Source organism: Amycolatopsis ruanii (assembly GCF_003385175.1).
Classification (GTDB): Bacteria; Actinomycetota; Actinomycetes; order Mycobacteriales; family Pseudonocardiaceae; genus Amycolatopsis_E; species Amycolatopsis_E thermalba.
Map to the genome: position 1 here is coordinate 1 of NZ_PQHY01000088.1, position 26072 is coordinate 26072.

At 70.6% G+C, this 26072-nt stretch carries 22 protein-coding genes; 20 read left to right on the forward strand and 2 right to left on the reverse strand.

Annotated elements, in window-relative coordinates; translation table 11 throughout:
- The first annotated feature begins 169 nt into the window (after positions 1 to 169).
- From D0D28_RS30745 to nuoN, 18 genes are all read left to right on the forward strand, one after another.
- Positions 170 to 1291, forward strand: coding sequence for a glycosyltransferase family 4 protein (locus tag D0D28_RS30745; protein ID WP_205413403.1), 1122 nt, complete (start codon positions 170 to 172; stop codon positions 1289 to 1291).
- Between the two features lie 4 nt (positions 1292 to 1295).
- Positions 1296 to 2402 (forward strand): glycosyltransferase, encoded by a 1107-nt coding sequence (locus D0D28_RS30750; protein ID WP_116114562.1) that lies wholly within the window; start codon positions 1296 to 1298, stop codon positions 2400 to 2402.
- A 1-nt stretch (position 2403) separates the two neighbouring features.
- Complete coding sequence (locus D0D28_RS30755; protein ID WP_116114564.1) at positions 2404 to 3108, forward strand: demethylmenaquinone methyltransferase; 705 nt, start codon at positions 2404 to 2406, stop codon at positions 3106 to 3108.
- Positions 3105 to 4376 carry a geranylgeranyl reductase family protein gene (locus D0D28_RS30760; protein WP_116114566.1) on the forward strand — a complete coding sequence of 424 codons (1272 nt, stop codon included), beginning with the start codon at positions 3105 to 3107 and terminating at the stop codon, positions 4374 to 4376. Before D0D28_RS30755 ends, D0D28_RS30760 begins: the two co-directional genes overlap by 4 nt.
- 562 nt (positions 4377 to 4938) lie before the next feature.
- On the forward strand, positions 4939 to 5343 hold the full coding sequence (locus D0D28_RS30765; protein ID WP_094003816.1) for an NADH-quinone oxidoreductase subunit A: 405 nt from the start codon (positions 4939 to 4941) through the stop codon (positions 5341 to 5343).
- Positions 5344 to 5355: 12 nt separating this feature from the next.
- Positions 5356 to 5898, forward strand: coding sequence for a NuoB/complex I 20 kDa subunit family protein (locus tag D0D28_RS30770; protein ID WP_020417415.1), 543 nt, complete (start codon positions 5356 to 5358; stop codon positions 5896 to 5898).
- A gap of 6 nt (positions 5899 to 5904) precedes the next feature.
- Positions 5905 to 6657 carry an NADH-quinone oxidoreductase subunit C gene (locus D0D28_RS30775; RefSeq protein ID WP_116114568.1) on the forward strand — a complete coding sequence of 251 codons (753 nt, stop codon included), beginning with the start codon at positions 5905 to 5907 and terminating at the stop codon, positions 6655 to 6657.
- Positions 6654 to 8036 (forward strand): NADH-quinone oxidoreductase subunit D, encoded by a 1383-nt coding sequence (locus D0D28_RS30780; RefSeq protein WP_094003761.1) that lies wholly within the window; start codon positions 6654 to 6656, stop codon positions 8034 to 8036. Before D0D28_RS30775 ends, D0D28_RS30780 begins: the two co-directional genes overlap by 4 nt.
- On the forward strand, positions 8033 to 8770 hold the full coding sequence (gene nuoE, locus D0D28_RS30785; RefSeq protein ID WP_094003762.1) for an NADH-quinone oxidoreductase subunit NuoE: 738 nt from the start codon (positions 8033 to 8035) through the stop codon (positions 8768 to 8770). Before D0D28_RS30780 ends, nuoE begins: the two co-directional genes overlap by 4 nt.
- Positions 8767 to 10047 carry an NADH-quinone oxidoreductase subunit NuoF gene (nuoF, locus tag D0D28_RS30790; protein ID WP_094003763.1) on the forward strand — a complete coding sequence of 427 codons (1281 nt, stop codon included), beginning with the start codon at positions 8767 to 8769 and terminating at the stop codon, positions 10045 to 10047. Before nuoE ends, nuoF begins: the two co-directional genes overlap by 4 nt.
- The gene (locus tag D0D28_RS30795) at positions 10044 to 12512 is read left to right on the forward strand and encodes an NADH-quinone oxidoreductase subunit G (RefSeq protein WP_116114570.1); all 2469 of its coding nucleotides are present in this window, start codon (positions 10044 to 10046) and stop codon (positions 12510 to 12512) included. Before nuoF ends, D0D28_RS30795 begins: the two co-directional genes overlap by 4 nt.
- Positions 12509 to 13846: an NADH-quinone oxidoreductase subunit NuoH gene (nuoH, locus tag D0D28_RS30800; protein WP_116114572.1), complete on the forward strand. Its 1338-nt coding sequence runs from the start codon at positions 12509 to 12511 to the stop codon at positions 13844 to 13846. Before D0D28_RS30795 ends, nuoH begins: the two co-directional genes overlap by 4 nt.
- The gene (nuoI, locus tag D0D28_RS30805) at positions 13833 to 14399 is read left to right on the forward strand and encodes an NADH-quinone oxidoreductase subunit NuoI (protein ID WP_094003766.1); all 567 of its coding nucleotides are present in this window, start codon (positions 13833 to 13835) and stop codon (positions 14397 to 14399) included. Before nuoH ends, nuoI begins: the two co-directional genes overlap by 14 nt.
- Before the next feature lie 154 nt (positions 14400 to 14553).
- The gene (locus D0D28_RS30810; protein WP_094003767.1) at positions 14554 to 15351 is read left to right on the forward strand and encodes an NADH-quinone oxidoreductase subunit J; all 798 of its coding nucleotides are present in this window, start codon (positions 14554 to 14556) and stop codon (positions 15349 to 15351) included.
- A complete protein-coding gene (gene nuoK / locus D0D28_RS30815) occupies positions 15348 to 15647 on the forward strand; it encodes an NADH-quinone oxidoreductase subunit NuoK (RefSeq protein ID WP_116114574.1) in 300 nt (99 codons plus the stop codon). The genes D0D28_RS30810 and nuoK overlap by 4 nt, the downstream gene beginning before the upstream one ends.
- Positions 15648 to 15657: 10 nt before the next feature.
- Entirely contained in the window at positions 15658 to 17553 is a 1896-nt protein-coding gene (gene nuoL, locus D0D28_RS30820; protein WP_116114576.1) for an NADH-quinone oxidoreductase subunit L, read from the forward strand.
- Positions 17550 to 19100, forward strand: coding sequence for an NADH-quinone oxidoreductase subunit M (locus D0D28_RS30825; protein WP_116114578.1), 1551 nt, complete (start codon positions 17550 to 17552; stop codon positions 19098 to 19100). The genes nuoL and D0D28_RS30825 overlap by 4 nt, the downstream gene beginning before the upstream one ends.
- 1 nt (position 19101) lies before the next feature.
- Entirely contained in the window at positions 19102 to 20664 is a 1563-nt protein-coding gene (gene nuoN / locus D0D28_RS30830) for an NADH-quinone oxidoreductase subunit NuoN (protein ID WP_094003771.1), read from the forward strand.
- Between the two features lie 247 nt (positions 20665 to 20911).
- On the opposite strand, the gene D0D28_RS30835 is transcribed toward nuoN, so the two are convergent.
- A complete protein-coding gene (locus D0D28_RS30835) occupies positions 20912 to 21136 on the reverse strand; it encodes a hypothetical protein (protein ID WP_116114580.1) in 225 nt (74 codons plus the stop codon).
- A 152-nt stretch (positions 21137 to 21288) separates the two neighbouring features.
- A complete protein-coding gene (locus D0D28_RS30840) occupies positions 21289 to 23157 on the reverse strand; it encodes an MDR family MFS transporter (RefSeq protein WP_233157087.1) in 1869 nt (622 codons plus the stop codon).
- A gap of 219 nt (positions 23158 to 23376) precedes the next feature.
- On the opposite strand from D0D28_RS30840, the gene D0D28_RS30845 reads away from it, so the two are divergent.
- Positions 23377 to 24396: a polyprenyl synthetase family protein gene (locus D0D28_RS30845; RefSeq protein ID WP_116114582.1), complete on the forward strand. Its 1020-nt coding sequence runs from the start codon at positions 23377 to 23379 to the stop codon at positions 24394 to 24396.
- A gap of 84 nt (positions 24397 to 24480) precedes the next feature.
- Positions 24481 to 25869, forward strand: coding sequence for a hypothetical protein (locus D0D28_RS37115; RefSeq protein WP_240323427.1), 1389 nt, complete (start codon positions 24481 to 24483; stop codon positions 25867 to 25869).
- Positions 25870 to 26072: the final 203 nt, after the last annotated feature.

The window sequence follows — 26072 nt, forward strand, 5'->3', positions numbered from 1 at the left end:
GGGTGGGCGGGCGGAGAGGAGGGTCACGCCAGCCGAGTGTGGCGGCACCAAGTGTCCGGGACGCGACACCCAGGTGAAGCGGAGAAAGCTTCGTGAAGTTCGGGCACCGTTGGTTCCCTCGTCACGCGGGCTTTTCCGCCCGAACCGGACCGGCTGCCACGGTGGCATCGTGCGCGTCGCCATCGTCACCGAAAGCTTCCTTCCGCAGGTGAACGGCGTGACCAACTCCGTGCTGCGGGTCATCGAGCACCTCACCGGCACCGGCCACGACGTGATGGTGGTCGCGCCCGGCCTCACCGGGCCCACGCACTACCGGGGCGCGCCGGTGGTGCGGATCCCCGCGCTGGACCTGCCGGTGGTCAACTCGCTGCCGATCGGCCTGCCCACCCGTACGGTGCTGACCGCGCTCACCGCGTTCGGGCCGGACGTGGTGCACCTGGCCTCGCCGTTCGTGGTCGGCGCGCGTGGGCTGGCCGCGGCCCGGCGCCTGCGGGTGCCCGCGATCGCGGTGTTCCAGACCGACATCGCCGGGTTCGCCACCGCGTACGGGCTCGGCCTGGGCGCGCGGGCGGCGTGGCGGTGGGTGCGGCGGCTGCACTCGAAGGCCGACCGGACGCTGGCGCCGTCCACCCAGTCCGTGGACGACCTGCGCGCGCACGGCGTGCCCCGCGTGCACCGCTGGGGCCGGGGCGTGGACGTCGAGCGCTTCTCGCCCGCGCACGCCGACGCGGAGCTGCGCGCCCGGCTCGCCCGCCAGGGCGAGCTGCTGGTGGGGTTCGTCGGGCGGCTGGCGCCGGAGAAGGAGGTCGGCAGGCTCGCCGCGCTGGCCGGCGTGGACGGCGTGCGGCTGGTGGTCGTCGGCGACGGGCCGGACCGCGAGGAGCTGGCCGAACGCCTGCCCGGCGCCGCTTTCCTCGGCGCCCGCTACGGCGAGGAGCTGTCCGCGGCCTACGCGAGCCTCGACGTGTTCGTCCACACCGGACCGCACGAGACGTTCTGCCAGGCGGTGCAGGAGGCGATGGCCTCCGGGCTGCCGGTGCTGGCGCCGGACGCGGGCGGTCCGCGCGACCTGGTCCTGCCCGGCCGCACCGGCTACCTGCTGCCGCCGGACCCGGCCGGGTTCGCCGAGGAACTGGTGCGGCGCGTGCGTGACCTGCGTGACCCGGCGCTGCGCGAGCGGCTGGGAACCAAGGCCCGCAAGGTTGTGCTGGGCCGGACCTGGCCGGCGGTGTGCGCGGAGCTGGTGCGGCACTACGAGGTGGTCACCGGCCGCGTCGCGCGAGCCGCCTGATGCCATGCACATCGTCCAGCTGGCGAACTTCTACGGGCCGCGCTCCGGTGGTCTGCGCACCGCGCTGCACCACCTGGGCGCCGGGTACGTGGCGAGTGGTCACCGCGTGACGCTGGTCGTGCCGGGACCCCGGCACGCCGAGGAGCAGCTGTCCACGGGCGTGCGCCGGATCAGCCTGCCCGCGCCGAAGATCCCCGGCACCGGCGGATACCGAGCGGTCGACCCGTACCGGGTGCGCGCGTTGCTGTCGGCGCTGCGCCCGGACCGGTTGGAGGTGTCGGACCGGCTGACCCTGCGCGGGATGGGGGTGTGGGCGCACCGGCACGACGTGCCCAGCGTGGTGATCTCGCACGAGCGGCTGGACCGGCTGCTGGAGCAGTTCCTCGTGCCCGGACCGCTGGCCCGCCGGGTCGCCGACGCCGCCAACCGGCGGATGGCGGGCAACTACGACACGGTCGTCTGCACCACGTCGTTCGCGCGCGAGGAGTTCGACCGGATCGGCGTCGCCAACGTCCGGCAGGTCCCGCTGGGCGTCGATCTGGCCGCCTTCCAGCCGCGGTACCACGACGCCGGGCTGCGTGCCGAGCTGGCCTCCGGCGCCGACGCGTTGCTTGTCCACTGTGGACGGCTGTCGCCGGAGAAGCACGTCGAGCGCAGTGTGGACACCGTCGCCGAGCTGACCGAGTCCGGCGACCGGGTGCGGCTGGTGATCGCCGGGGACGGGCCGCGGCGGCGGGCGCTGGAGCGGCGGGCGCGCGGGCTGCCGGTCACGTTCCTCGGGTTCGTGTCCGACCGGACCGCGGTGGCGCGGCTGCTGGCCAGCGCGGACGTCTCGCTCGCCCCCGGCCCGCACGAGACGTTCGGGCTCGCGGCACTGGAGGCGCTGGCGTCGGGGACGCCGGTGGTGGTGTCGCGGTCCTCGGCGCTGCGGGAGATCGTCCGGCCCGGCTGCGGGGCCGCGGTGCCGGACGTGCCGCGGGCCTTCGCGAGCGCCGTGACCGGCCTGCTGGAGCACCCGGAGGACCTGCGACGTGCGGCTTCCCGCGCCCGGGCGGAGGAGTTCGCCTGGCCCGCGAGCGTGCGCGGCATGTTATCTGCTTTACGCTCCTGACATGTCACGTGCGAGCCTCGACAAAGATCCGCACGAGGTCGCCGCCATGTTCGACGGCGTCTCGGAGGGCTACGACCGGGCGAACTCGGTCATGACGTTCGGGTTCGACCGCCGATGGCGCACGACGACGTCCCGCGTCCTGGACGCCAGCCGCGGGGAGAAGGTGCTCGACCCCGCCGCCGGCACCGGGGTGTCCACCGCCGAGTACGCGCGCGGCGGCGCGTGGTGCCTGGCCGCGGACTTCTCGCTCGGCATGCTCCGCAGCGGCAAGCACCGCCGCGTCCCGATGGTCGCCGCCGACGCGCTGCACCTGCCCTTCGCCGACGGCAGCTTCGACGCCGCGACGATCAGCTTCGGCATCCGCAACTTCGTCGACACGAAGGCCGCGCTCGAAGAGATCGCGCGCGTGGTCAAGCCGGGCGGGCGGCTGGTCATCTGCGAGGTGTCGACGCCCACGTTCCCGCCGATCCGGTTCGTCTACAAGCGGTTCATCCTGCGGGCCATGACCCTGCTCGGCCGGTTCTCCTCGACCAACCCCGAGGCCTACTCCTACCTGGCCGAATCCATGGCCGCCTGGCACGACCAGCGCACCCTGGCGCAGATCATCGCGAGCGCGGGCTGGACGAAGGTGGAGTGGCTGAACCTGACGTTCGGCGTCGTCGCGATCCATCGTGCCGTGAAGCCTTCCGTAAACTCCGAGGCATGACCCAGGACGCTCAGGTAATCGTCGTCGGCGCGGGCCCGGCCGGATCCACCGTCGCGACGTACCTGGCGCGCGCCGGGATCGACGTCCTGGTGCTGGAGAAGACCGAGTTCCCGCGCGAGAAGGTGTGCGGCGACGGCCTCACCCCGCGCGGCGTCAAGCAGCTCATCGACCTGGGCATCGACACCAGCCGGGAGGCCGGCTGGGTGCACAGCCGCGGCCTGCGGATCCTCACCGCGGAGCTGACGCTGGAGCTGGACTGGCCGGAGCTGACCAGCTACCCGCCCTACGGCGTCTCGCGCACCCGCCAGGACTTCGACGACCTGCTGGCCAAGACCGCGGTCAAGGCCGGCGCCCGGCTGCTGGAGCGGACCACCGTGACCGGCGCGATCACCGACGAGCGCACCGGGCGCGTCATCGGCGTGGAGGGCAAGCAGGGGCCCGAGAAGACCCCGGTCCGCTACCACGCGCCGCTGGTGCTGGCGTGTGACGGCGTGTCCGCGCGGCTGGCCCGGTCGATCGGCATCGAGACCGACGAGAAGCGCCCGATGGGTGTCGCCGTGCGCCGGTACTACCGGAGCCCGCGGCACGACGATGAGTTCATCGAGGGCCACCTGGAGCTGTGGGACCGCAAGGACCCGCGCAACCCGCAGCTGCTGCCCGGCTACGGCTGGGCGTTCCCGCTCGGCGACGGCACGGTGAACGTCGGGCTGGGGATGCTGTCCACGTCGAAGTCGTTCCGGAACACGGACTACCGCGCGCTGATGCGGCAGTGGCTCGACTCGACGCCGGAGGAGTGGGGCTACCGCGAGGAGAACGCGATCGGCCGGATCGGCGGCGCCGGCCTGCCGATGGGCTTCAACCGCACCCCGCACTACCGCGACGGTTTGTTGCTGCTCGGCGACGCGGGCGGCATGGTGAGCCCGTTCAACGGCGAGGGCATCTCGGCGGCGATGGAGTCGGCGCAGCTCGCGGCGGAGTTCGTGGTGCAGGCGCTGGCCCGGCCCGAGGGTTCGTCGCGGGAGCGCGCGCTGCGGGGGTACCCGCTCGCGCTGAAGGAGCTGATGGGCGGCTACTACCGGCTGGGCAACGTCTTCGCGAAGGCGATCGGCAACCCGAAGGTCATGCGCGCGGCGACCAAGTACGGCCTGCGGATCAACCCGCTGATCCCGCTGATCTACAAGGGCCTGTCCGGCTGCTACGACGCCAAGGGCGGCGACGCGGTGGACCGGATGATCTCCCTGGCCGCGCGGTTGACGCCCAGCGCCTGAGACCCCACCGCGGGCCAGCGGTGTGCGCCTCCGTGAGGCCGGCGCCCCGCCCCGGCGATAGTCCCGAGTGCAGAACTCGCGCCCCGGAACGTGGGACTCGCGCCCCGGAACGTGGGACTCGCGGCGCGCGCGAGTTCCACGCTCCTGCGGGCGAGTCCCACGTTCGCGCGGGCGAGTCCTGCGCTCCTGCGCGCGAGTCCCGCGTTCGCGCGCGAGTGCGTGCCGCGGCGCGTCGGATGACCTCCGTCACATGTCCGGACGCGTGATCTGACTCGCAACCGGGCCTGGTTGCGCCCGCTCACCGTGGGTTACGTCACACGTCTTTCGCGTTGCGTGATCGGGAAGATCCTTTTCGTGCAGGTCTCGGGCTTATGGCCGCCCACCAGGGCATCCTTTGGTTAGGTTCGCCTTACCCGAAACACCCCGCGACAACAATGTGAGCCACGTCCTACACTGCCCCTATGCTTTGTGAACCGCTTCACAACCCCGCACGGGAGATTGTGAACAGTTTCACAAGCGGCACGTTCGCAACGGCGCGGAAAGGACGGCAATCACCGTGCTGATGTCGCAGTTCCCCCTCGCGCAGGCGGCCTCGTCCCCGGGGCTGGAGATGTACCTGCCGCTGGTCCTGTTGTTCGTCCTCGCCGCGGGGTTCGCGGTGTTCTCCGTGCTGCTCGGCCCGCTGGTGGGCCCGCGCCGGTACAACCGGGCGAAGCAGATGGCCTACGAGTGCGGGATCGAACCGTCCCCGCAGCCGCTGGTGGGCGGCGGCCGCATGCCGGTCGCCTACTACATCACCGCGATGCTGTTCATCCTGTTCGACATCGAAATGGTCTTCCTCTACCCGTTCGCCGTCTCGGCGGACGCGCTCGGCCTGTTCGGCCTGGTGGAGATCGTCTTGTTCATCGCGACCGTCGGCTTCGCCTACGCCTACGTCTGGCGTCGCGGCGGGCTCGACTGGAACTAGGGGAGGGACGTCATGGGACTCGAAGAGCAGCTCCCCAACGGCATCCTGCTGGCCAGCCTGGAGAAGCTGGTCAACTGGGCGCGCAAGAACTCGCTGTGGCCGGCCACCTTCGGGCTCGCCTGCTGCGCGATCGAGATGATGACCGTCGGCGGCTCCCGCTACGACATCGCCCGCTTCGGCATGGAGCGCTTCTCCGCGACCCCGCGCCAGGCCGACCTGATGATCGTCGCCGGGCGGGTCACCCAGAAGATGGCCCCGGTCCTGCGTCAGATCTACGACCAGATGGCCGAGCCGAAGTGGGTGCTCGCGATGGGCGTCTGCGCCTCCTCCGGCGGCATGTTCAACAACTACGCCGTCGTGCAGGGCGTGGACCACATCGTGCCGGTCGACATGTACCTGCCGGGCTGCCCGCCCCGCCCGGAGATGCTGCTCGACGCGATCCTCAAGCTGCACGCCAAGATCCAGGACGAGCCGCTCGGGCCGCGTCGCGCCGCGGCACTGGCCGGGCACCAGACCGAGCTGATCCCGTCGTCGATCAAGTACGCGAAGAAGTGATGCGGCATGGCTGAAGAGAACCCCGAGACCGGCGGCGAACAGTCCAGCGCCCAGCGTCAGGACACCGGCCTGGAGCCGAGTGGCCCGCGCCCGGCGCAACCGATCGTCGCCGGCCGCGAGCGCCGCGGCATGTTCGGCGTCTCCGACAGCGGCGACACCTCCGGCTACGGCGGGCTGCGGCTGCCGGCTTACCTGCCGGCACCGGCGGAACGGCCCTACGGCGGCTGGTTCGACGAGTTCGCCGACCAGTTCTTCGCCGCGCTGGCCGAGAACGACGTGCCGGCCGAGGCGGTGCACCAGGTGACCGTCGACCGCGGCGAGATCACCCTCTACGTCGACCGCGCGCACCTCGTCGCGATGTGCCGCATCCTGCGCGACGACGCCGGGCTGCGGTTCGAGCTGTGCAGCTCGGTGTCCGGTGTGGACTACGGGCCGGACGTGCCGCAGCGGCTGCACTCGGTGTACCACCTGACGTCGATGACCTACCGCCGGCGCATCCGGCTGGAGGTCGCCGTCGACATCGAGGACGCGCACATCCCGTCCATCGTGGCGGTCTACCCGACCGCCGACTGGCAGGAACGCGAGGCGTGGGACCTGTTCGGCATCGTCTACGACGGCCACCCGGCCCTGACCCGGATCCTGATGCCGGACGACTGGGACGGTCACCCGCAGCGCAAGGACTACCCGCTCGGCGGGATCCCGGTGGAGTACAAGGGCGCGGAGATCCCGCCCCCCGATCAGCGGAGGTCGTACTCGTGACGACGGAACGACTCTCGGACGTCAGCACCGGCACGGACACCTCGGACCCGGGCCGCGACAGCGCGGACAGCACCGCCGAGTACGCCGAATCCCGGGACACCACCGAAGGCCGCATCTACCACGTCAGCGGCGGTGACTGGGACGACGTGCTGGAGGACGCCCAGCACGACGAGCGGATCGTCATCAACATGGGCCCGCAGCACCCGTCCACGCACGGCGTGCTCCGGCTCGTGCTGGAGCTGGAGGGCGAGACGGTCACCCAGCTGCGGTCGGTCATCGGCTACCTGCACACCGGCATCGAGAAGAACTGCGAGTACCGGACCTGGACCCAGGGCGTCACGTTCGTGACGCGCATGGACTACCTGTCCCCGCTGTTCAACGAGCTGGGCTACTGCCTGGGCGTGGAGAAGCTGCTCGGCATCCAGGCCCCGCGCCGGGCCGAGCTGATCCGCGTCATGCTCTGCGAGATCAACCGCATCGGCTCGCACCTGGTCTACATCGCCACCGGCGGCATGGAGCTGGGCGCCACCACCGCGATGACCTTCGGGTTCCGCGAGCGCGAAGAGGTGCTGCACCTGCTGGAGTACCTGACCGGGCTGCGCATGAACCACGCGTTCATCCGCCCCGGCGGGATCGCGCAGGACCTGCCGGCCGACTGGAAGGAGAAGGTCGGCGAGTTCGTCAAGGTGATGGACGAGCGCCTTCCCCTGTACGACAAGCTGTTCACCGGCCAGCCGATCTGGCGCAACCGGCTCAAGGGCGTCGGGTACCTGCCGGTGGACGCGTGCCTCGCGCTCGGCGTCACCGGCCCGGTGCTGCGGTCCGCGGGCCTGCCGTGGGACCTGCGCAAGATCCAGCCGTACTCGCGCTACGACGAGTTCGAGTTCGACGTGCCGACCTCGACCGAGGCCGACTGCTGGGGCCGGTACCTGTGCCGGGTCGAGGAGATGCACCAGTCGCTGCGGATCATCCGGCAGTGCCTGAAGATGATCGAGCCGGGCCCGGTCATGGTGGAGGACAAGAAGGTCGCCTGGCCCGCGCAGCTGTCGATCTCCAGCGACGGCATGGGCAACTCGCTGGAGCACGTCCGCAAGATCATGGGCCAGTCGATGGAGTCGCTGATCCACCACTTCAAGCTGGTCACCGAGGGCTTCAAGGTGCCGCCCGGCCAGGTGTACTCCACGGTCGAGTCGCCGCGCGGCGAGCTGGGCTTCCACCTCGTCTCCGACGGCGGCACCCGGCCGATGCGCGTGCACGTCCGGGAACCGAGTTTCGTCAACCTGCAGTCCCTGCCGGCGATGTCAGAGGGCGGCCTGGTGGCCGACGTGATCGCGGCGGTCGCGTCGGTGGACCCGGTCATGGGCGGAGTGGATCGATGACCACAGCTAAGGAAACGTTCGACGCGGACACCGTGGCCAAGGCGCAGGAGCTGATGGCCCGCTACCCGCAGTCCCGGTCGGCGCTGCTGCCGATGCTGCACCTGGTGCAGTCGGTGCAGGGGTTCGTCAGCCAGGAGGGCGTGACGTTCTGCGCGGAGCAGCTCGGGCTGTCCGAGGCCGAGGTCAGCGCGGTCGTCACGTTCTACACGATGTACAAGCGCAAGCCGTGCGGCGAGCACCTGGTGAGCGTGTGCACGAACACGCTGTGCGCCGCGCTCGGTGGCGACGCGATCTACCGCACGCTGCAGGAACACCTGGGCGAGGACGGGAAACCGCTGGGGCACGAGGAAACCGCGGGCACGCCCGGTGAGCCGGGCTCGATCACGCTGGAGCACGCCGAGTGCCTGGCGGCCTGCGACCTCGCGCCGGTGTTGCAGGTCAACTACGAGTACTACGACAAGCAGACGCCGGACAGCGCGGTGGAACTGGTCGACGCGTTGCGGCGCGGCGAGAAGCCGCAACCGTCGCGGGGCGCGCCGCTGGGCGACTTCAAGAGCGCCGAGTTGCAGCTGGCCGGGTTCTTCCCGGAGGACGAAGAGACCTACCGGGCGCAGGTGGACGGACCGTCCCAGGCGCCGGAGACCCTGATGGGTGCGCGGATCGCCCAGGAGCGGGGCTGGACCGCCCCGGTCATGGCGGACGACGTGCCGTTGCCGGAGGTGGAAAAGAAATGAGCGACCCGCTGACGCCGGTACTCACCAAGCGCTGGCTGTCTCCCAACTCCTGGCGACTGTCCACCTACGAACAGCTGGAGGGCTACACCGCGCTGCGCAAGGCGTTACGTGGCACGCCCGAGCAGCTGGTGCAGCTGGTCAAGGACTCCGGTCTGCGCGGCCGCGGCGGTGCGGGCTTCCCCGCCGGCGTGAAGTGGTCGTTCATGCCGCCCAACGAGGACAAGCCGCACTATCTCGTGATCAACGCCGACGAGGGCGAGCCGGGGACCTGCAAGGACATCCCGCTGATGATGGCCGACCCGCACTCGCTGATCGAAGGCTGCATCATCGCCGCCTACGCGATGCGGTCGCACCACTGCTTCATCTACGTGCGCGGCGAGGCGCTGCACCCGTACCGGCGGCTCAACGCGGCCGTGCGCGAGGCCTACCGCGCCGGGTACCTGGGCCGCGACATCCTCGGGTCCGGGTTCGACCTGGACATCACCGTGCACGCCGGGGCGGGCGCGTACATCTGCGGTGAGGAGACCGCGCTGCTCGACTCGCTGGAGGGCCGCCGCGGCCAGCCGCGGCTCAAGCCGCCGTTCCCCGCGGCCGCCGGTCTCTACGCGGCGCCGACCACGGTGAACAACGTCGAGACCATCGCGAGCGTTCCGTTCATCGTCAACGGCGGCGCCGACTGGTTCCGCAAGATGGGCCGGGAGAAGTCGCCGGGCCCGAAGATCTACTCGATCTCCGGGCACGTCGAGAAGCCGGGCCAGTACGAGGCGCCGCTCGGCACGACCCTGCGCGAGCTGCTGGAACTGTGCGGCGGCATGAAGGACGGCATCCCGCTCAAGTTCTGGACGCCGGGCGGGTCGTCCACGCCGATGTTCACCGCCGAGCACCTGGACATCCCGCTCGACTTCGAGGGCGCCGCGGAGGCCGGGTCGATGCTCGGCACCACCGCGGTGCAGGTGTTCAACGAGACCGTGTCGGTCCCGTGGGCCGTGATGAAGTGGACGAAGTTCTACGAGCACGAGTCGTGCGGCAAGTGCACGCCGTGCCGCGAGGGCACGTACTGGCTGGCGCAGATCCTGGAGCGGATGGTCGAGGGGCGGGGCACCGCCGAGGACATCGACACGCTGCTGGACGTCTGCGACAACATCCTGGGCCGGTCGTTCTGCGCCCTCGGTGACGGCGCGGTCAGCCCGATCACCAGCGGGATCAAGTACTTCCGCGACGAATTCCTCGCCCTGTGCGAGAGCAACAAGCGCGAGTTGGTGGGAGCACAGGCATGACGATCGCGCCAGAGAACCCCAAGACCGAGACGCCGGTGCCCGAGGGGCACGTGAAGCTGACCATCGACGGCGAGGAGGTCATCGCGCCCAAGGGTGAGCTGCTGATCCGCACCGCGGAGCGGCTCGGCACGGTGATCCCGCGGTTCTGCGACCACCCGCTGCTCGACCCGGCCGGGGCCTGCCGCCAGTGCCTGGTCGAGGTCGAGATGGGCGGGCGGCCGATGCCGAAACCGCAGGCGTCGTGCACGATGACCGTCGCCGACGGGATGGTCGTCAAGACGCAGCTGACCTCGCCGGTCGCGGACAAGGCCCAGCAGGGCGTGATGGAGCTGCTGCTCATCAACCACCCGCTGGACTGCCCGGTGTGCGACAAGGGCGGCGAGTGCCCGCTGCAGAACCAGGCGATGGCCCACGGCCGCGCCGACTCGCGGTTCCGCGACACCAAGCGCACCTTCCCGAAGCCGCTGCCGATCTCGACGCAGGTGCTGCTCGACCGCGAGCGGTGCGTGCTGTGCCAGCGGTGCACGCGGTTCTCCGCGCAGATCGCCGGCGACCCGTTCATCGACCTGCTGGAGCGTGGCGCGCACCAGCAGATCGGCACGGCGGAGACCGCGGACGTGTTCGACCTCGCCTCGCGCACGTCGTCGGGCGCGCCGTTCCAGTCGTACTTCTCCGGCAACACCATCCAGATCTGCCCGGTCGGGGCGCTGACCAGCGCGCAGTACCGGTTCCGGTCGCGGCCGTTCGACCTGGTGTCCGCGCCGAGCGTGTGCGAGCACTGCTCGTCCGGCTGCGCCGAACGCACCGACTACCGGCGCGGCAAGGTGATGCGCAAGCTCGCCGCCAACGACCCCGAGGTCAACGAGGAGTGGATCTGCGACAAGGGCCGCTTCGCGTTCCGGTACGCCACGGCGGCCGACCGGATCCGGCGGCCGCTGGTGCGCGACGCCTCCGGTGAGCTGCGGGAAGCGCCGTGGACGGAGGCGCTGCGCGTCGCCGCCGAGGGACTGGCGAAGGCGCGGGACAGCCGCGGCGCCGCGGTGCTCGCGGGTGGCCGGCTGACCCTGGAGGACGCCTACTCCTACGCGAAGTTCGCGCGGGTCGCGTTGCGCACCAACGACATCGACTTCCGGGCGCGGGCGCACTCGCCGGAGGAGCTGGACTTCCTCGCCGCCGAGGTGGCGGGCACGACGCCGGAGCACGGCGTGACGTTCGGGGCGATCGAGAACGCGCCGACGGTGCTGTGCGTGGCGTTCGAGCCCGAGGAGGAGGCGCCGATCGTCTTCCTCCGGCTGCGCAAGGCCGCCCGCAAGAAGCGCACCCGCGTGGTCCACTTGGGACAGTGGACGACGCCGTCGGTGCGCAAGACGTCCGGCGAGCTGCTGGCCTGCGTGCCCGGGTCGGAGGCCGCCGCGCTGGACGGCATCCCGGAGCACGCGCCGGACGTCGAGTCGGCGCTGGGCGCCGACGGCGCGGTCGTACTGGTCGGGGAGCGGGCGGCCGAGGTGCCGGGCCTGTTCGCCGCGGTGCGGCGGCTGGCGGCGCGGACCGGCGCGAAGGTCGCCTGGATCCCGCGCCGGGCCGGTGAGCGCGGCGCGCTGGAGGCCGGCGCCGCACCGTCGCTGCTGCCCGGCGGCCGCCCGGTCACCGACGACGCGGCACGGGCCGAGGTCGAGGCGGTGTGGGGCGCCCCGGTGCCGGCCGAGCCGGGGCGCGACACGAACGACATCATCGGCGCGCTGGCCGGCGGGTACCTGTCCGGCGTGGTCGTCGGCGGGGTCGACCTGGACGACCTGCCGGACCCGGAGCTGGCGCGGCGGGCGCTGTCGCGGGCGGAGTTCGTGGTGAGCCTGGAGATGCGGGCGAGCACGGTGACCGAGCACGCGGACGTGGTCCTGCCGATCGCGCCGGTGGTCGAGAAGTCCGGCAGCTTCGTGAACTGGGAGGGCCGGCGCCGCGTGTTCGACGCGACGCTCGAAGGCACCGGCGCCCTGCCGGACTGCCGGGTGCTGGACACGCTCGCCGTCGAGATGGACGCCGACCTGTTCACGCAGACCCCGGCGGCCGCGTACGCCGACTTCGCCCGGCTGGGCTCGTCGGGCGCCGCGCACGGCAAGTTCTGGGAGTCCGGAGCCGCGCGTGCCGCCGCCGAGGTCGGGCCGGGACAGGCGCGGCTGGCGAGCTGGCGGCAGCTGCTGGACGAGGGCTCGCTGCAGGTGGACGAGCCGCACCTGGCGGGCACCGCGCGGCGCGTGGTGGCGCGGGTGTCGGCGAAGACCGCGGCCGAGCTCGGTGACGAGGTCACGGTCTCCACCGAGCGGGGTGCGATCACGCTGCCGGTCGAGGTCGCCGACCTGCCCGACGACGTCGTGTGGCTGCCGGGCAACTCCGACGGCTCGCGGCTGCGGAAGACACTCGGCGCCGGGCACGGGGCGGTCGTCAACATCGAGGGAGTGCGGCGATGACACCGTTGCTGCTGCAGGCGCCGGATCAGATGACCCGTGCCGAGCTGCTCGCGGACGACCCGTGGTGGCTGATCCTGCTCAAGACGGTCGTGGTCCTGCTGATCGGGCCGCTCCTGACGATCTTCCTCATCGTGTGGGAGCGCAAGGCGATCGGCCGGATGCAGAACCGGCCCGGTCCGAACCGCGTCGGCCCCGGCGGCTACTTCCAGTCGCTGGCGGACGCGATCAAGCTGCCGTTCAAGGAGCAGATCATCCCGGACGGCGCCGACCGGAAGGTGTACTTCCTGGCGCCGGTGCTGTCCGCGGTGCCCGCGTTGATCGCGCTGGCCGCGATCCCGTTCGGGCCGCGGGTGTCGATCTTCGGTGAGCAGACCGTGCTGCAGCTGGTCGACCTGCCGGTCGGGGTGCTGCTGATCCTGGCCTGCTCGTCGGTGGGCGTGTACGGGATCGTGCTGGCCGGGTGGTCGTCCGGGTCGCCGTACCCGCTGCTCGGCGGGCTGCGGTCGGCGGCGCAGGTGATCTCGTACGAGATCGCGATGGGCCTGTCGATCGTCGGCGTGGTGCTGTACTCGCAGTCGATGGCGACCGGTGCGATCGTCGACGCGCAGGCCCGCGGCTGGTACTTCTACCTGCTGCTGCCGAGTTTCGTGATCTACCTGATCTCGATGGTGGGTGAGACGAACCGGGCGCCGTTCGACCTGCCGGAGGCGGAGTCGGAGCTGGTCGGCGGGTTCCACACCGAGTACTCGTCGATGAAGTTCGCGATGTTCTTCCTCGCCGAGTACGTGAACATGGTGATCGTCTCGGCGTTCGCGACGACGCTGTTCCTGGGCGGCTGGATGTTCCCGTTCGTCGGGCTGGATTCGCCGCTGAACCAGGGGTGGCTGCCGCTGATCTGGTTCACGGTGAAGCTGTTCGCGTTGCTGTTCGGGTTCATCTGGCTGCGGGGGACGCTGCCGCGGTTCCGCTACGACCAGTTCATGCAGCTGGGCTGGAAGGTCCTGGTGCCGGCGAACCTGGTGTGGATCGTGATCATCGCGTCGATCCGGGCGATCCGGAACAACGGCGGGCTGTCGACGGGCCAGATCCTGATCGGCGGGGCGATCGTGGTGGTGGTCGCGGTGGCGATCGCGCTGCTGGTGCCCGAGAAGAAGCAGACCGGCGACGGTTCGGTGCCGGTGACCGGTGGCGGCTTCCCGTTGCCACCGCTGGATTTGCGTGTGCCCGAGGTGCCCGAGCGGGGCGCCGGGAAGCGCCGGCGCCGGGTGGCGGGTCGTACTTCGGAGCCTGCCCAGGTGGGCGCCGGGAAGGAGGGTTCCGATGGGACTGTTTGACCCCATCAAGGGTTTCGGCGTCACGTTCGGCACGATGTTCAAGAAGGTGGCGACGGAGGAGTACCCGGAGATCGGCGCCCCGGCCGCGCCGCGCTACCACGGGCGGCACCAGCTCAACCGGCACCCGGACGGGCTGGAGAAGTGCGTCGGCTGCGAGTTGTGCGCGTGGGCGTGCCCGGCGGACGCGATCTTCGTCGAGGGCGGCGACAACACCGAGGACGCCCGGTACTCGCCCGGCGAGCGGTACGGCAAGGACTACCAGATCAACTACCTGAGGTGCATCGGCTGCGGCCTGTGCGTCGAGGCGTGCCCCACCCGCTCCCTGACGATGATCAACTTCTACGAGATGGCGGACGACGACCGCCAGAAGCTGATCTGGACCAAGGAGGACCTGCTGGCGCCGCTCCTGCCGGGCATGGAGCAACCCCCACACCCCATGCGCCTGGGCGACGACGAGCAGGACTACTACGTGCACGGCCCCGAGTTGGCCCGCGGCAGAGGCGTCCCACCGGGCGAAACGGTAGAAACCTCCCGCGAGGAGGCAATCCAATGACCCCCCCGGCGTTGCCGGTCTCCGGTGACCAGTTGCCGCACCCGACCCCACCGGGTCGCGCCGACGGTCTCCACCGGGTGGTGGCGGTCAGGACGACATCCTCATCCGCAAGCCTCGGCCAGTGGCCGGGGGCCGTTCGAGGGGAGGTGCGGTGATGGTGCTGGCACAGGCCGCCGAGGTGGTCTCCACCGGGGAGGCCATCGCGTTCTGGATTCTCGGTCCGGTGGCCCTTCTGGGCGCCCTCGGGCTCATCTTCGCGCGCAATGCGGTTCACTCGGCGCTCTTCCTGGCCCTCACGATGTTCTCGCTGGGCATCCTCTACATGGTCCAGCGGGCGCCGTTCCTCGGGTTCACCCAGATCATCGTCTACACCGGCGCGATCATGATGCTGTTCCTGTTCGTGCTGATGCTCGTGGGCCGCGAGAGTTCCGACTCCGTCGTCGAGGTGCTGCGGGGGCAGCGCCTGTGGGGCGGCATCCTCGGCGTCGGCATCGCCGGGTTGATGGCCACCGCGCTCACCCGGGCACTCGCCAACGTCACCCCGGCGCCCGCGCCGGACGGCAACGCCGGTGGCCTCGGCCGCCTCATCTTCACCGACTACCTGTTCCCCTTCGAGCTCACCTCGGCGCTGCTGATCACCGCGGCGCTGGGAGCCATGGTGCTCGCCTTCACCGAGAAGCGCGGCCGCCGCTCGCAGAAGGAACTCGTCGAGGCCCGGTTCCGCGGCGAGTACGAACGCATTTCGCCCAAGCCGGGGCCCGGTGTGTTCGCCACCTCCCACTCGGTCACGACCCCCGCGATCCTGCCCGACGGCTCGGTCGCGCCCGAGTCGCTGTCCACGATCATCGAGTCCACGCCCACGGCCCGCCTCGAAGCCGAGCGCAAGCAGGTCGAGGGCACCGAACCGCAGCCCGACGCCCACGCGCTGGTCGGGAAGGGTGACGAGGAATGACCCCCACCTACTACCTGCTGCTCTCGGCCCTGCTGTTCGCCATCGGCGCGGTCGGCGTGCTGGTGCGGCGCAACGCCATCGTCGTGTTCATGTGCATCGAGCTGATGCTCAACGCCGTGAACCTCTCCCTGGTCACGTTCTCCCGCATCAACGGCGGGCTCGACGGCCAGGTGATGGCGTTCTTCGTGATGGTCGTCGCCGCCGCCGAGGTCGTCGTCGGGCTGGCGGTCATCATGGCCATCTTCCGGACCCGCCGGTCGGCCTCGGTCGACGACACCAACCTGCTCAAGTACTAGGAGCTCGAGAGTGATCGCATCATCGTGGCTGCTGGTCGCGTTCCCGGCCCTCGGCGCGCTCGTCCTGCTGGCCGGGGGCAGGCGCACCGACCGCTGGGGACACCTGCTCGGCTGCGCGACCGTCATCGCGTCGTTCGTGTACGGCCTGGTGCTGTTCTTCGGCAGCGACGGGCACGTGACCGACACCAGGATGTTCACCTGGATCGGCGTCGGTGACCTCCAGATCGACTTCGGCCTGCGGATCGACGCGCTCTCGCTCGTCTTCATCCTGCTGATCACCGGTGTGGGCGCGCTGATCCACATCTACTCGATCGGCTACATGAAAGAGGACGTCGCTCGGCGTCGATTTTTTGGCTACCTGAACCTCTTCGTGGCCTCCATGCTGGTTCTGGTGCTGGGCAACAACTTCGTGACGCTCTACCTCGGCTGGGAGGGCGTCGGCCTGGCGTCGTACCTGCTCATCGGCTGGTACTCGGACCGCCCGTCCGCGGCGACCGCCGCGAAGAAGGCGTTCCTGATGAACCGCGTCGGTGACGTCGGGCTCGCGCTCGCGATCTTCCTGATGTTCAAGTACCTCGGCACGGTCACCTACGCGGGCGTGTTCGACCGCATCGGCGACGCACCGCCGGCCGTGATCACCGCCATCGCGATCCTGCTGCTCCTCGGCGCGTGCGGTAAGTCCGGCCAGTTCCCGCTCCAGGCGTGGCTCCCGGACGCCATGGAAGGCCCGACCCCGGTGTCGGCCCTGATCCACGCCGCCACCATGGTCACCGCCGGCGTGTACCTGGTGGCGCGCGCCAACCCGATCTACAACGAGACCGAGACGGGCCGGCTGATCGTCACCCTCGTCGGCGCGATAACCCTGCTGATCGGGTGCATCATCGGCTGCGCCTACGACGACATCAAGAAGGTGCTCGCGTACTCGACGGTCAGCCAGATCGGCTACATGATGCTGGCCGTCGGGCTCGGGCCGTTCGGCTACGCGCTCGGCATCATGCACCTGCTCACGCACGGCTTCTTCAAGGCCGGCCTGTTCCTCGGCGCCGGGTCGGTCATGCACGGCATGAACGACGAGGTCGACATGCGCAAGTTCGGCGGCCTGTACCGGCACATGCCGATCACGTTCGTCACCTTCGGGCTCGGTTACCTGGCGCTCATCGGGTTCCCCTTCCTGTCGGGTTACTTCTCCAAGGACGCGATCATCGAGGCCGCCTTCGGTCAGGAGGGCTGGCGCGGCTGGGTGTTCGGCCTCGCCGCGATGCTCGGCGCCGCGCTGACCGCGTTCTACATGACCCGGCTGATGCTGCTCACCTTCTTCGGCAAGGAACGCTGGCGGGACCTGCGCACCGCCGAGGGCAAGGAGTTCCACCCGCACGAGTCGCCGCCGGTGATGACCGTGCCGATGATCGTGCTGGCCGGGGGCTCGCTCGGCGCCGGCGCGTTCTTCGCCCTCGGCGACCGCCTCTCCGAATGGCTCGCCCCGGCACTGGGTGAACTCGGCGAGGCCGAGCACACCGCGATCCCGCACGCGCTCATCCCGTGGATCACGGTCGCCCTGTCCGCGCTCGGCGTGCTGCTCGCCTGGCTCGTCGTCGGGCGCCGGGACACCCCGGTCGAGCGGCCGGAGAACGTCTCCGCCGTCGTCAAGGCGGCCCGCAAGGACCTGTACGGCAACGCGGTCAACGAGGCACTGGTCGCGACCCCGGGCATGTGGCTCACCCGGTTCTCGGTCTACCTCGACAGCCGTGGCGTCGACGGCGCCGTCAACGGCCTGGCCGCCGCCCTCGGTGGCGGGTCCGGGAGGCTGCGCAGACTGCAGACCGGCTTCGTCCGCTCGTACGCCCTGTCGATGCTGGCCGGCTCGTTCGTCCTCGTCGCCGCACTGCTGATGGTGAGGTTCTCATGACCTGGGTACTGGCCCTCATCCTCTGGCCGCTGGTCGGCGCGTGCGTCGTCACCGGGCTGCGCCGCAACGATCGGCTCGCCACCGTCGCCGCGGTGGTGTTCGCCCTCGTCGAGCTGGCGATGATCATCCCGACGTGGGCGACCTACCAGCCGGACGGCGCCCGCCTGCAGCACACCAGCTCGATGGACTGGATCCCGAGCTTCGGCGTGCACATCTCCTTCGGCATCGACGGCATCGCCCTGGTGATGATCGCCGTTATCGCGTTCCTGGTGCCGATCGTCATCGGCGCCCTGGGCACGGCGGACAAGCTGCCGCAGGACCGCAGCGCGGGTGGTTTCCTCGCGCTGATCCTGGTGCAGGAGGCCATCACCATCGCGGTGTTCGCCGCCACCGACGTGTTCCTCTTCTACGTGCTGTTCGAGATCATGCTGATCCCGATGTACTTCCTCATCGGCGGCTACGGCGGCGCGAACCGGCAGTACGCGGCGGTCAAGTTCTTCCTGTACTCCTTCCTCGGCGGTCTGATCATGCTGGCCTCGGCGATCGGGGCCTACTCGCTCGCCGCCGACGAGCTGGGCAACGGCACCTTCGACTGGGCGACGCTGGTCACGGTGGTGCGGGACGCGCCCACGAGCACCCAGATCTGGCTGTTCCTCGGGTTCTTCCTGGCGTTCGCGATCAAGGCGCCGCTCGTGCCGTTCCACACCTGGCTGCCCGACGCGGCCGGGGAGGCGCCCATCGGCGTCGCCGTGCTGCTGGTCGGCGTGCTGGACAAGGTCGGCACGTTCGGTTTCCTGCGCTACTGCCTGCCGATGTTCCCCGAGGCGAGCAAGGACCTGGCGCCGCTGGTGCTGGTGCTCGCCGTGATCGGCGTGCTCTACGGCTCGATCCTCGCCGCCGGGCAGCAGGACATGAAACGCTTCGTCGCCTACGTCTCGATCGCCCACTTCGGGTTCATCGCGCTGGGCATCTTCGCCTTCACCCAGCAGGCGGCCGTCGGCGCGGTGACCTACATGCTCAACCACAGCCTCGCGACCGGCATGCTGATCGTGGTGCTGGGCCTGGTGATCGCGCGCGGCGGGTCCACCCGGATCTCCGACTACGGCGGTATGTTCAAGCTGACGCCACTGCTCGGCGGCATGCTGCTCATCGCGGGTCTGTCCACTTTGTCCCTCCCGGGTACCAACTCGTTCGTCAGTGAGTTCCTGGTGCTGCTGGGCGCCTTCGAGACCCAGCCGGTGTTCGCGACCCTCGCCACCGTCGGCATGGTGCTCGCCGCGGCCTACGTGCTCTGGCTGTACCAGCGCCTGATGACCGGCCCGGTGCGGGGGACCGCGCTGGTCGGCGCCGGGGGCGGCCCGGGCACCGCGATCGGCCCCGAGCTGGGCGCCCGGAAGACGATCCGGGACCTCGGCGGCCGGGAGCTGGCGGTCCTGGTGCCGATGGTCGTGCTGATCATCGGGCTCGGCTTCTTCCCCCAACCCGTGCTGGACACGGTGACCCCGTCGGTCGACGCGACGCTTTCCGCACTCAACGGAGGCCAGTGAAATGCTCGGGATTCTGGCCCAGCAAGGGCAAATCACCGCACCGCAGATCGCGTACGACGCGATCCTGCCGGTGCTGATCGTGCTCGGCGCGGCGTGCGTCAGCGTGCTGTTCGAGGCGTTCCTGCCCCGGCACATGCGGTGGCCGTCGCAGGTGTTGCTCAGCCTGACCGGGCTGGCCGCCGCCGGCGTCGCGCTGGCCGTGTACGTCAGCGGTTCGCCGGTCAAGGGTCTGACCACCCTCAGCGGCGCGGTGTCGGTCGACAAGCCCGCCCTGTTCCTGTGGGGCACCCTGCTCGCCCTCGCGCTGCCCGCGATCCTGCTGATCGCGGACCGCTCGGTGGAGCCGGGCGGCGCCTTCGTGGCGCAGGCCGCCATCCGGCCGGGCACGGTGCAGGACCGGGCCCAGGTCGGCTCGACCGGGATGCAGACCGAGGTCTTCCCGCTGGCGCTGTTCGCGCTGGGCGGGATGATGACGTTCTGCGCGGCCAACGACCTGCTCACCATGTTCATCGCGCTCGAGGTGCTGAGCCTGCCGCTGTACCTGATGTGCGGACTGGCCCGGCGCCGGCGCCTGTTGTCGCAAGAGGCGGCGGTCAAGTACTTCCTCCTCGGGGCGTTCTCGTCGGCGTTCTTCCTCTACGGGCTCGCGTTGCTGTACGGCTACGCGGGTTCGGTCAAGCTGGCCGACATCGCCAATGCCGCGGCCGGCTCGGACCGTTCGGACATGCTGCTGTTCGCGGGCATGGGCCTCCTCGTGGTCGGGTTGCTGTTCAAGGGTTCGGTCGGCCCGTTCCACACCTGGACGCCGGACGTCTACCAGGGCGCGCCGACCCCGGTCACCGGGTTCATGGCGGCCTGCACCAAGGTCGCCGCGTTCGGCGGCATCCTGCGCGTGCTGACCGTCGGGTTCGAGTCGACCAGCTGGGAGTGGCGCGGCGTGCTGTGGGCGGTCGCGATCATCTCCATGGCGATCGGCGCCGTGCTCGGCCTCACCCAGACCGACGTCAAGCGCATGATCGCCTACTCGTCCATCGCGCACGCCGGCTTCCTGCTCGTCGGCACGCTCGCGATGACCGACCAGGGCCTGTCCGGCACGCTGTTCTACCTGCTGGCCTACGGCTTCACCACGCTCGCCGCGTTCGGGGTGGTCTCGCTCGTGCGTGACGCCAAGGGCGAGGCCACGCACCTGTCGGCGTGGGCCGGCCTGGCCAAGCGGTCGCCCGTGCTGGCCGGGGTGTTCACCTTCCTCCTGCTCGCTCTGGCCGGGATCCCGCTCACCAGCGGGTTCGTCGGCAAGTTCGTCGTGTTCTCGGCGGCGCTGCGGGACGGCATGGCGCCGCTGGTGGTGATCGCGCTGGTGTTCAGCGCCGTCGCGGCGTTCTTCTACCTGCGGGTGGTCGTGCTGATGTACTTCAGCAAGCCGGCCCCCGACGGCCCGACGGTGACGGTGCCGGGCGCGTTCACCACGGCGGCGATCACGCTCGGCGTGATCATCACCCTGCTGCTCGGTGTCGCCCCCGCCTTCGCGCTCGACTGGGCGGGAGCGGGCGCCTTCGCCTTCTGACGACCACGCTGTTCGGAAGTGCCCTTCGCCCATCCCGGGCGGAGGGCACTTCCGCGTTTCGGGTCAGGTCGTATCCAGCGCTCGCACCACGTCCGGATAGGAACACGTGTGCCGGTGTACTTCGGCGCAGTGGCAGGGTTGGTTGTGCGCTAGGCGCATCGGGCTTGTGTCGGTGTCGGCGGGCCAGTCCGCGCTCGTGCGCCTCCGCTCGAGCTTGATGCTGCCGGGGCACCTCCGGCGTAGGTGATCAACCTGAGTCGGCCGTTGTGCGTGTGGGATTCAGCGCGTGCACTACGTCGGGGTAAGAACACGTGTGTCGGTGTACTTCGGTGCAGTGGCAGGGTTTGTTGTGTGCCAGGCGCATCAGCTTGCGCAGGTGCCGCCGGGCCAGTCCGTGCTCGCGTGCCTCTGCCAGGGCCAGGTGGGTGGTCTGGTTGCGGGTGCGGCGGCCGGGCAGGGTCTGTTCGGTCATTTCTCGAGGCTCCTTTCGGGAGGGATGTCTCGAGCATGCCCGGTGTGGCGACGGAGTGGGAAACAGAACGAGATTCTGTGGATGGTTGAGGGCGATGTGGACAAGTCGCGTGGGTTTTCCCGCCGGGGTGGCGTTTTTGTCGGATGCGTGTGCTAGGCGACCGGCGCCGCGTGTCGTCCCGGCCGCGTCAGTGACCGGCCGTTGCTGATCAGCTGGGTCGCGATCTCGTCCACGCAGGCCGTGAGGTCACGCCCGGCGGCGGCTTCCGGGCCCGCCACGTTGTCCAGCACCCACAGCCGCCACGCGCCGACCAGCCGCGCGAACGTGTCGCTGCCGTGCCCGGTGAACGTGAAGTGCCCGTCGGCCTCGGCGAGCTGCCCGGCGGCCACGAGCTGGCGCGCGGTCGGTTCGAAGATCCCCGCGGGAACACCGGTCTGCGCGGCGATGTCCTGCAACGTCGCGTCGCCGTCGTCCACGCTGTTGCGGTAGATCTGCGCGATCAGCCACGCCTGCGCGTAGCTCAGCGGCACCCCGGACCGGGCCAGGATCTCCGGCCCCGGATCGGTCTTCTGCTTCGACCACACCGTCGCCACGGCCTTCTCCAGCTCCTGCCGCGAGTCCCCGGAGCCGGGCATCGCGAAGCCCTCGCCGACACCGTTGTTGCCCGACGTCAGCGCCTTCGAGCTGTCCCGCAGCGGGACCTCCTCGAGGAACAACGCAACGAGCAGTGCGAGCAGGCCGATCGGCGAGGCGATCAGGAACATCGTGTGGATCGCGTCCACATAGGACTCCGTGGACGGCTGGGCCGGCAGGTTGTTCGCGTAGATCGTGCCGAACACCGCCACGCCGAAGGAACTGCCCAGCGTCCGCAGGAAACTCACGCCCGACGTCGCCACCCCGAGGTCGGCGTAGTCGGCGGTGTTCTGCACGACGATCGTGGGCACCTGCATGGTGCACCCGAGCCCCAGCCCGAGCACGATCATGTACGCCGAGGTGACCCAGAAGCTCGTGGTGGTGTTCAGGTGCGACAGCAGGTACAGGCCCAGCGCCAGCACCAGCGAGCCGGCGATCGGGAAGACGCGGTACCGCCCGGTCCGGCTGATCACGATGCCGCTGACCAGCGCGGTGATCATCATCCCGACCACCAGCGGCAGCATCCGCAGCCCCGACTCGGTCGCGCTCGCGCCCTGCACCCGCTGCAGGTACGTCGGCAGGTAGGTGATGCCGCCGAGCATGGCGAACCCGACGACGAAACTCAGGATGCCGGCCACCGAGAACACCCGGCCGCGGAACAGCCGCATCGGCAGCATCGGCTCCTCGGCCCGCAGCTCGACCAGCACGAACGCGACCAGCAGCAGGACCGAGCCGATGGCCATCCCGATGATCATCGGCGACGCCCACGGGTACACGGTGCCGCCCCAGCTCGTCACCAGCGTCAGACCGGTCGAGGCGAGCGCGATGAGAACGATCCCCAGGTAGTCGATGCGTGGTTTGACCGCCGCCTTGACCGTGGGCAGCGCGACCACGGCCACGAGGATCACCAGCACCCCGAGCGGCACGTTCACGTAGAACGCCCACCGCCAGCTCAGGTGGTCCACGAACAGCCCGCCGAGCAGCGGCCCGGCCACCGTCGAAACGCCGAACACCGCCCCGATCGCACCCTGGTACTTGCCGCGTTCCCGCAGCGGGACGACGTCGGCGATGACCGCGGCCGAGGTCACCATCAGCCCGCCCGCGCCCAGGCCCTGCAGCGCGCGGAACGCGACGAGCATCCCCATCGAGTCGGCCCACCCGCACAGGAACGACCCGGCGAGGAACAGCACCACGCTGGCCAGGAACGCCCGCTTGCGCCCGAAGAGGTCGCCGAACTTGCCGATCAGCACCGTCATGATCGTCTCGGCGAGCAGGTACGACGTGACCACCCACGACAGGTGGTTCGCGCCGCCGAGATCGGCCACGATGGTCGGCAGGGCGGTGGAGACGATCGTCTGGTCGAGCGCGGCCAGCAGCATCCCGAGCATGATCGCCGCGACGATGGTGTTCTGGGCCCGCCCGCTGGTCACGACGGGAACGTTAGTGCTGGTCAGGAGCGCCTGCGGGCTGCCTCACCCGATGGTGTGGGGCGGGTTGTCACGCGCATCACCGGAGTGGTTCGCAGAGGGCGCACGAACGCCCCGGGTGCAGCCATTACGCTGGTGAGGACCGGTCAGTGAAGTGCGGAGAGGGCGGACAACGTGTCAGTGCGGCACCGGGGTAGCACGATCGAGGAGCTGCGCGGGAGCGTGGGCCTGCGGATCGCCGACGAGCAGCTGCTGCGCACGCTGGCCGCTGGCCTGGACGACGTCGAGAAGCTGCTGCGCGACACCGCGCGCAGCGAGGTGCAGGCCGTCCACGACGCCGCGTCGCACCTGGTCGAGGCGGGTGGCAAACGTTTTCGTCCGCTGCTGACCCTGCTCGCGGGCGAGTTCGGCGAGGGCAACCACTCCGACGTCGTGATCGCCGCGGCGGCCGTCGAGCTGGTGCACCTGGCCACGCTGTACCACGACGACGTGATGGACGAGGCGACGATGCGGCGCGGCGCGCCCAGCGTCAACGCCCGCTGGACCAACAGCATCGCCATCCTGACCGGCGACTTCCTGTTCGCGCACGCCTCGCGGCTGGTGTCCGACCTGGGCACCGATGCCGCCCGCATCCTCGCCGAGACGTTCAGCGAGCTGGTCACCGGGCAGATGCGGGAGACCGTCGGGCCGGGCGAGGGCGAGGACCCGGTGGACCACTACCTCACCGTGATCGCGCAGAAGACCGGATCGCTGATCGCCACCTCCGGCCGGTTCGGTGCGATGGTGTCCGGCGCCAAGCCCGACGCGATCCTCGCGATGCAGCGGTTCGGCGAGATCATCGGCACCGCGTTCCAGATCTCCGACGACATCATCGACATCGCCTCGCCGTCGCACGAGTCCGGCAAGACGCCGGGCACCGACCTGCGGGAAGGCGTGCGCACGCTGCCGATGCTGTACGCGCTGGCCGACCCGGACACCGAGCCGCGGCTGGTCGAGCTGCTGGCCGGCCCGATCACCAAGGTCGAGCTGGTCGAGGAGGCCCTGACCCTGCTCCGGGCGTCCACCGGCCTGGACCGCGCCATGGTCACCCTGTCGGACTACGCTCAGCGGGCGAGGACCGAGCTGGCTCCGCTGCCGGCCGGGCCCGCGAGGGACGCGTGCGAGTCCGTCGCGGACTACCTCGTCGCGCGGACGCGGTAAAGATCGCGTCGGCGCGTCATGCGCGGGCCGTCGCGGCGTCACTGAGAGTGGTAACCGCGCGGTAGGAAAGGAAGGGCAGCACGGATGTCCATTTTCGGACAGGTCTGGCTGTGGAGCGCGGCGGCATTCGTGGTCGGGGTGCTGCTGACCTGGTTGTTCCTGGCCCGGCCCGCTCAGGCGAGAAGCCGGCACCTGGAGCGCAGGCTCCTCGCCGCGCAGAGCGCGCCCGCCGCGCAGCCGACGCGCACGATGGAGCGCGAGCCGGTGTCGGCGCCGGTCGCGCGGAAGGAACTGGCGGAGACCCCCGGCTCGGAGGAGCACCACGCGCGGCCGTCCTGGCTGGAGCGCGACAGCCTCGCCGGACGGTCGCCCGGGTACCAGCCGGGGTCCGAGATCGACGACGACTCGCTGTTCGAGCCGGAGGAGCCGCAGGCCGGCGCGACGACGGTCTTCAACGCGTTCGGCCGCGAGCCGGACGACGCCGCCGAGCGCGGGGCGCTGTACGTGGGCGAGCACGCGCGGGGTGACGCTGGCTCGGAGCCCGCGCGGGGTGCGCGGCACTCGCGGCCGGAGGCCGACGCCGGGTTCGGCGGGGTGGCCGAGCCGGACCAGGCGGCTGGGCACGGTCCGGTGGGCGGAGCCGAGCAGGGCCGGGGTTCGGTGTTCTCGCAGTCGAGTGCGGCGGGTTTTGAGCCGGGGCAGGTCGGCGGCGCGGTCGATCGGGACGAGGCGGCTGCCGGACGTGGCTCGTTGTTCGAGCAGGAGCAGGTTGGCGGCGCGGTCGATCGGGATGAGGCGGCTGCCGGGCGTGGCTCGTTGTTCGAGCAGGCGGGGGTCGAGCAGGAGCAGTCGGCTGGGCGTGCGTCGCTGTTCGACGGTGGGGAGGCTGCCGGGCGCGGCTCGTTGTTCCAGCAGGACCCGCCCGGGCTGGAGGAGGCTCCCGAGCCGGAGCGGGGGTCGTTGTTCGATCCCGATCATGCTCCCGAGCCGCAGCGGATGCAGGAGTCCGGATCGGCCTTCACGCCGTTCGCCCCGGCGGAACCGGAGCCGCCGGCTTACGCGTTCGGGGCCGGGGAGCCGGAGCAGCCCGCCGACGAGGAGACCGCCACCGAGACCACCCAGGTCCTGCCCAAACGGCAGCCGCGGCGGTCCGCGCACGCCTTCGACCCGCCGCAGCCCTCGATGCGGACCGTCGAACGGCGTGAGCCGATCCGGCCCGAGGAAGGTGGCCGCAGCGGGTCGCTGTTCGAGCCGACGCCGCGGGACAGCTCCGTGCCGCCGGGGCCGTTCGGCCCGGGATCGGCGATGCCGCGGCCCGGTGGCGGGAAGCCGTCGGAGGAGTTCACGGTCAAGGCGAGCGTGACCGCGCTGCGGTACTGCACCGAGGACTCGCCGCAGTACAACCGCATGGTGGCGGAGGTGTGGTTCCGCACGGCGGACGACGCGGAGCGGGTCGGGTTCCGGCCGCTCTAGCGACAAGCGAAAAGGCCCCGCACGGAACGCCGTGCGGGGCTTTTTCGTGCGGTGGCTTCGCGGTGCGCTGATGTCGGGGCTCCGCGATGGGCGCGCGGTGGGGAGTGGGAGCCGAGCGGGGAGCGGTGTGGCGCTGGCGTGCGCGGAGGGGTGGCGGGGGCATCCGGTGCGGTGGACGCGCCCCGGGGGCGCGTGCCGGGGGT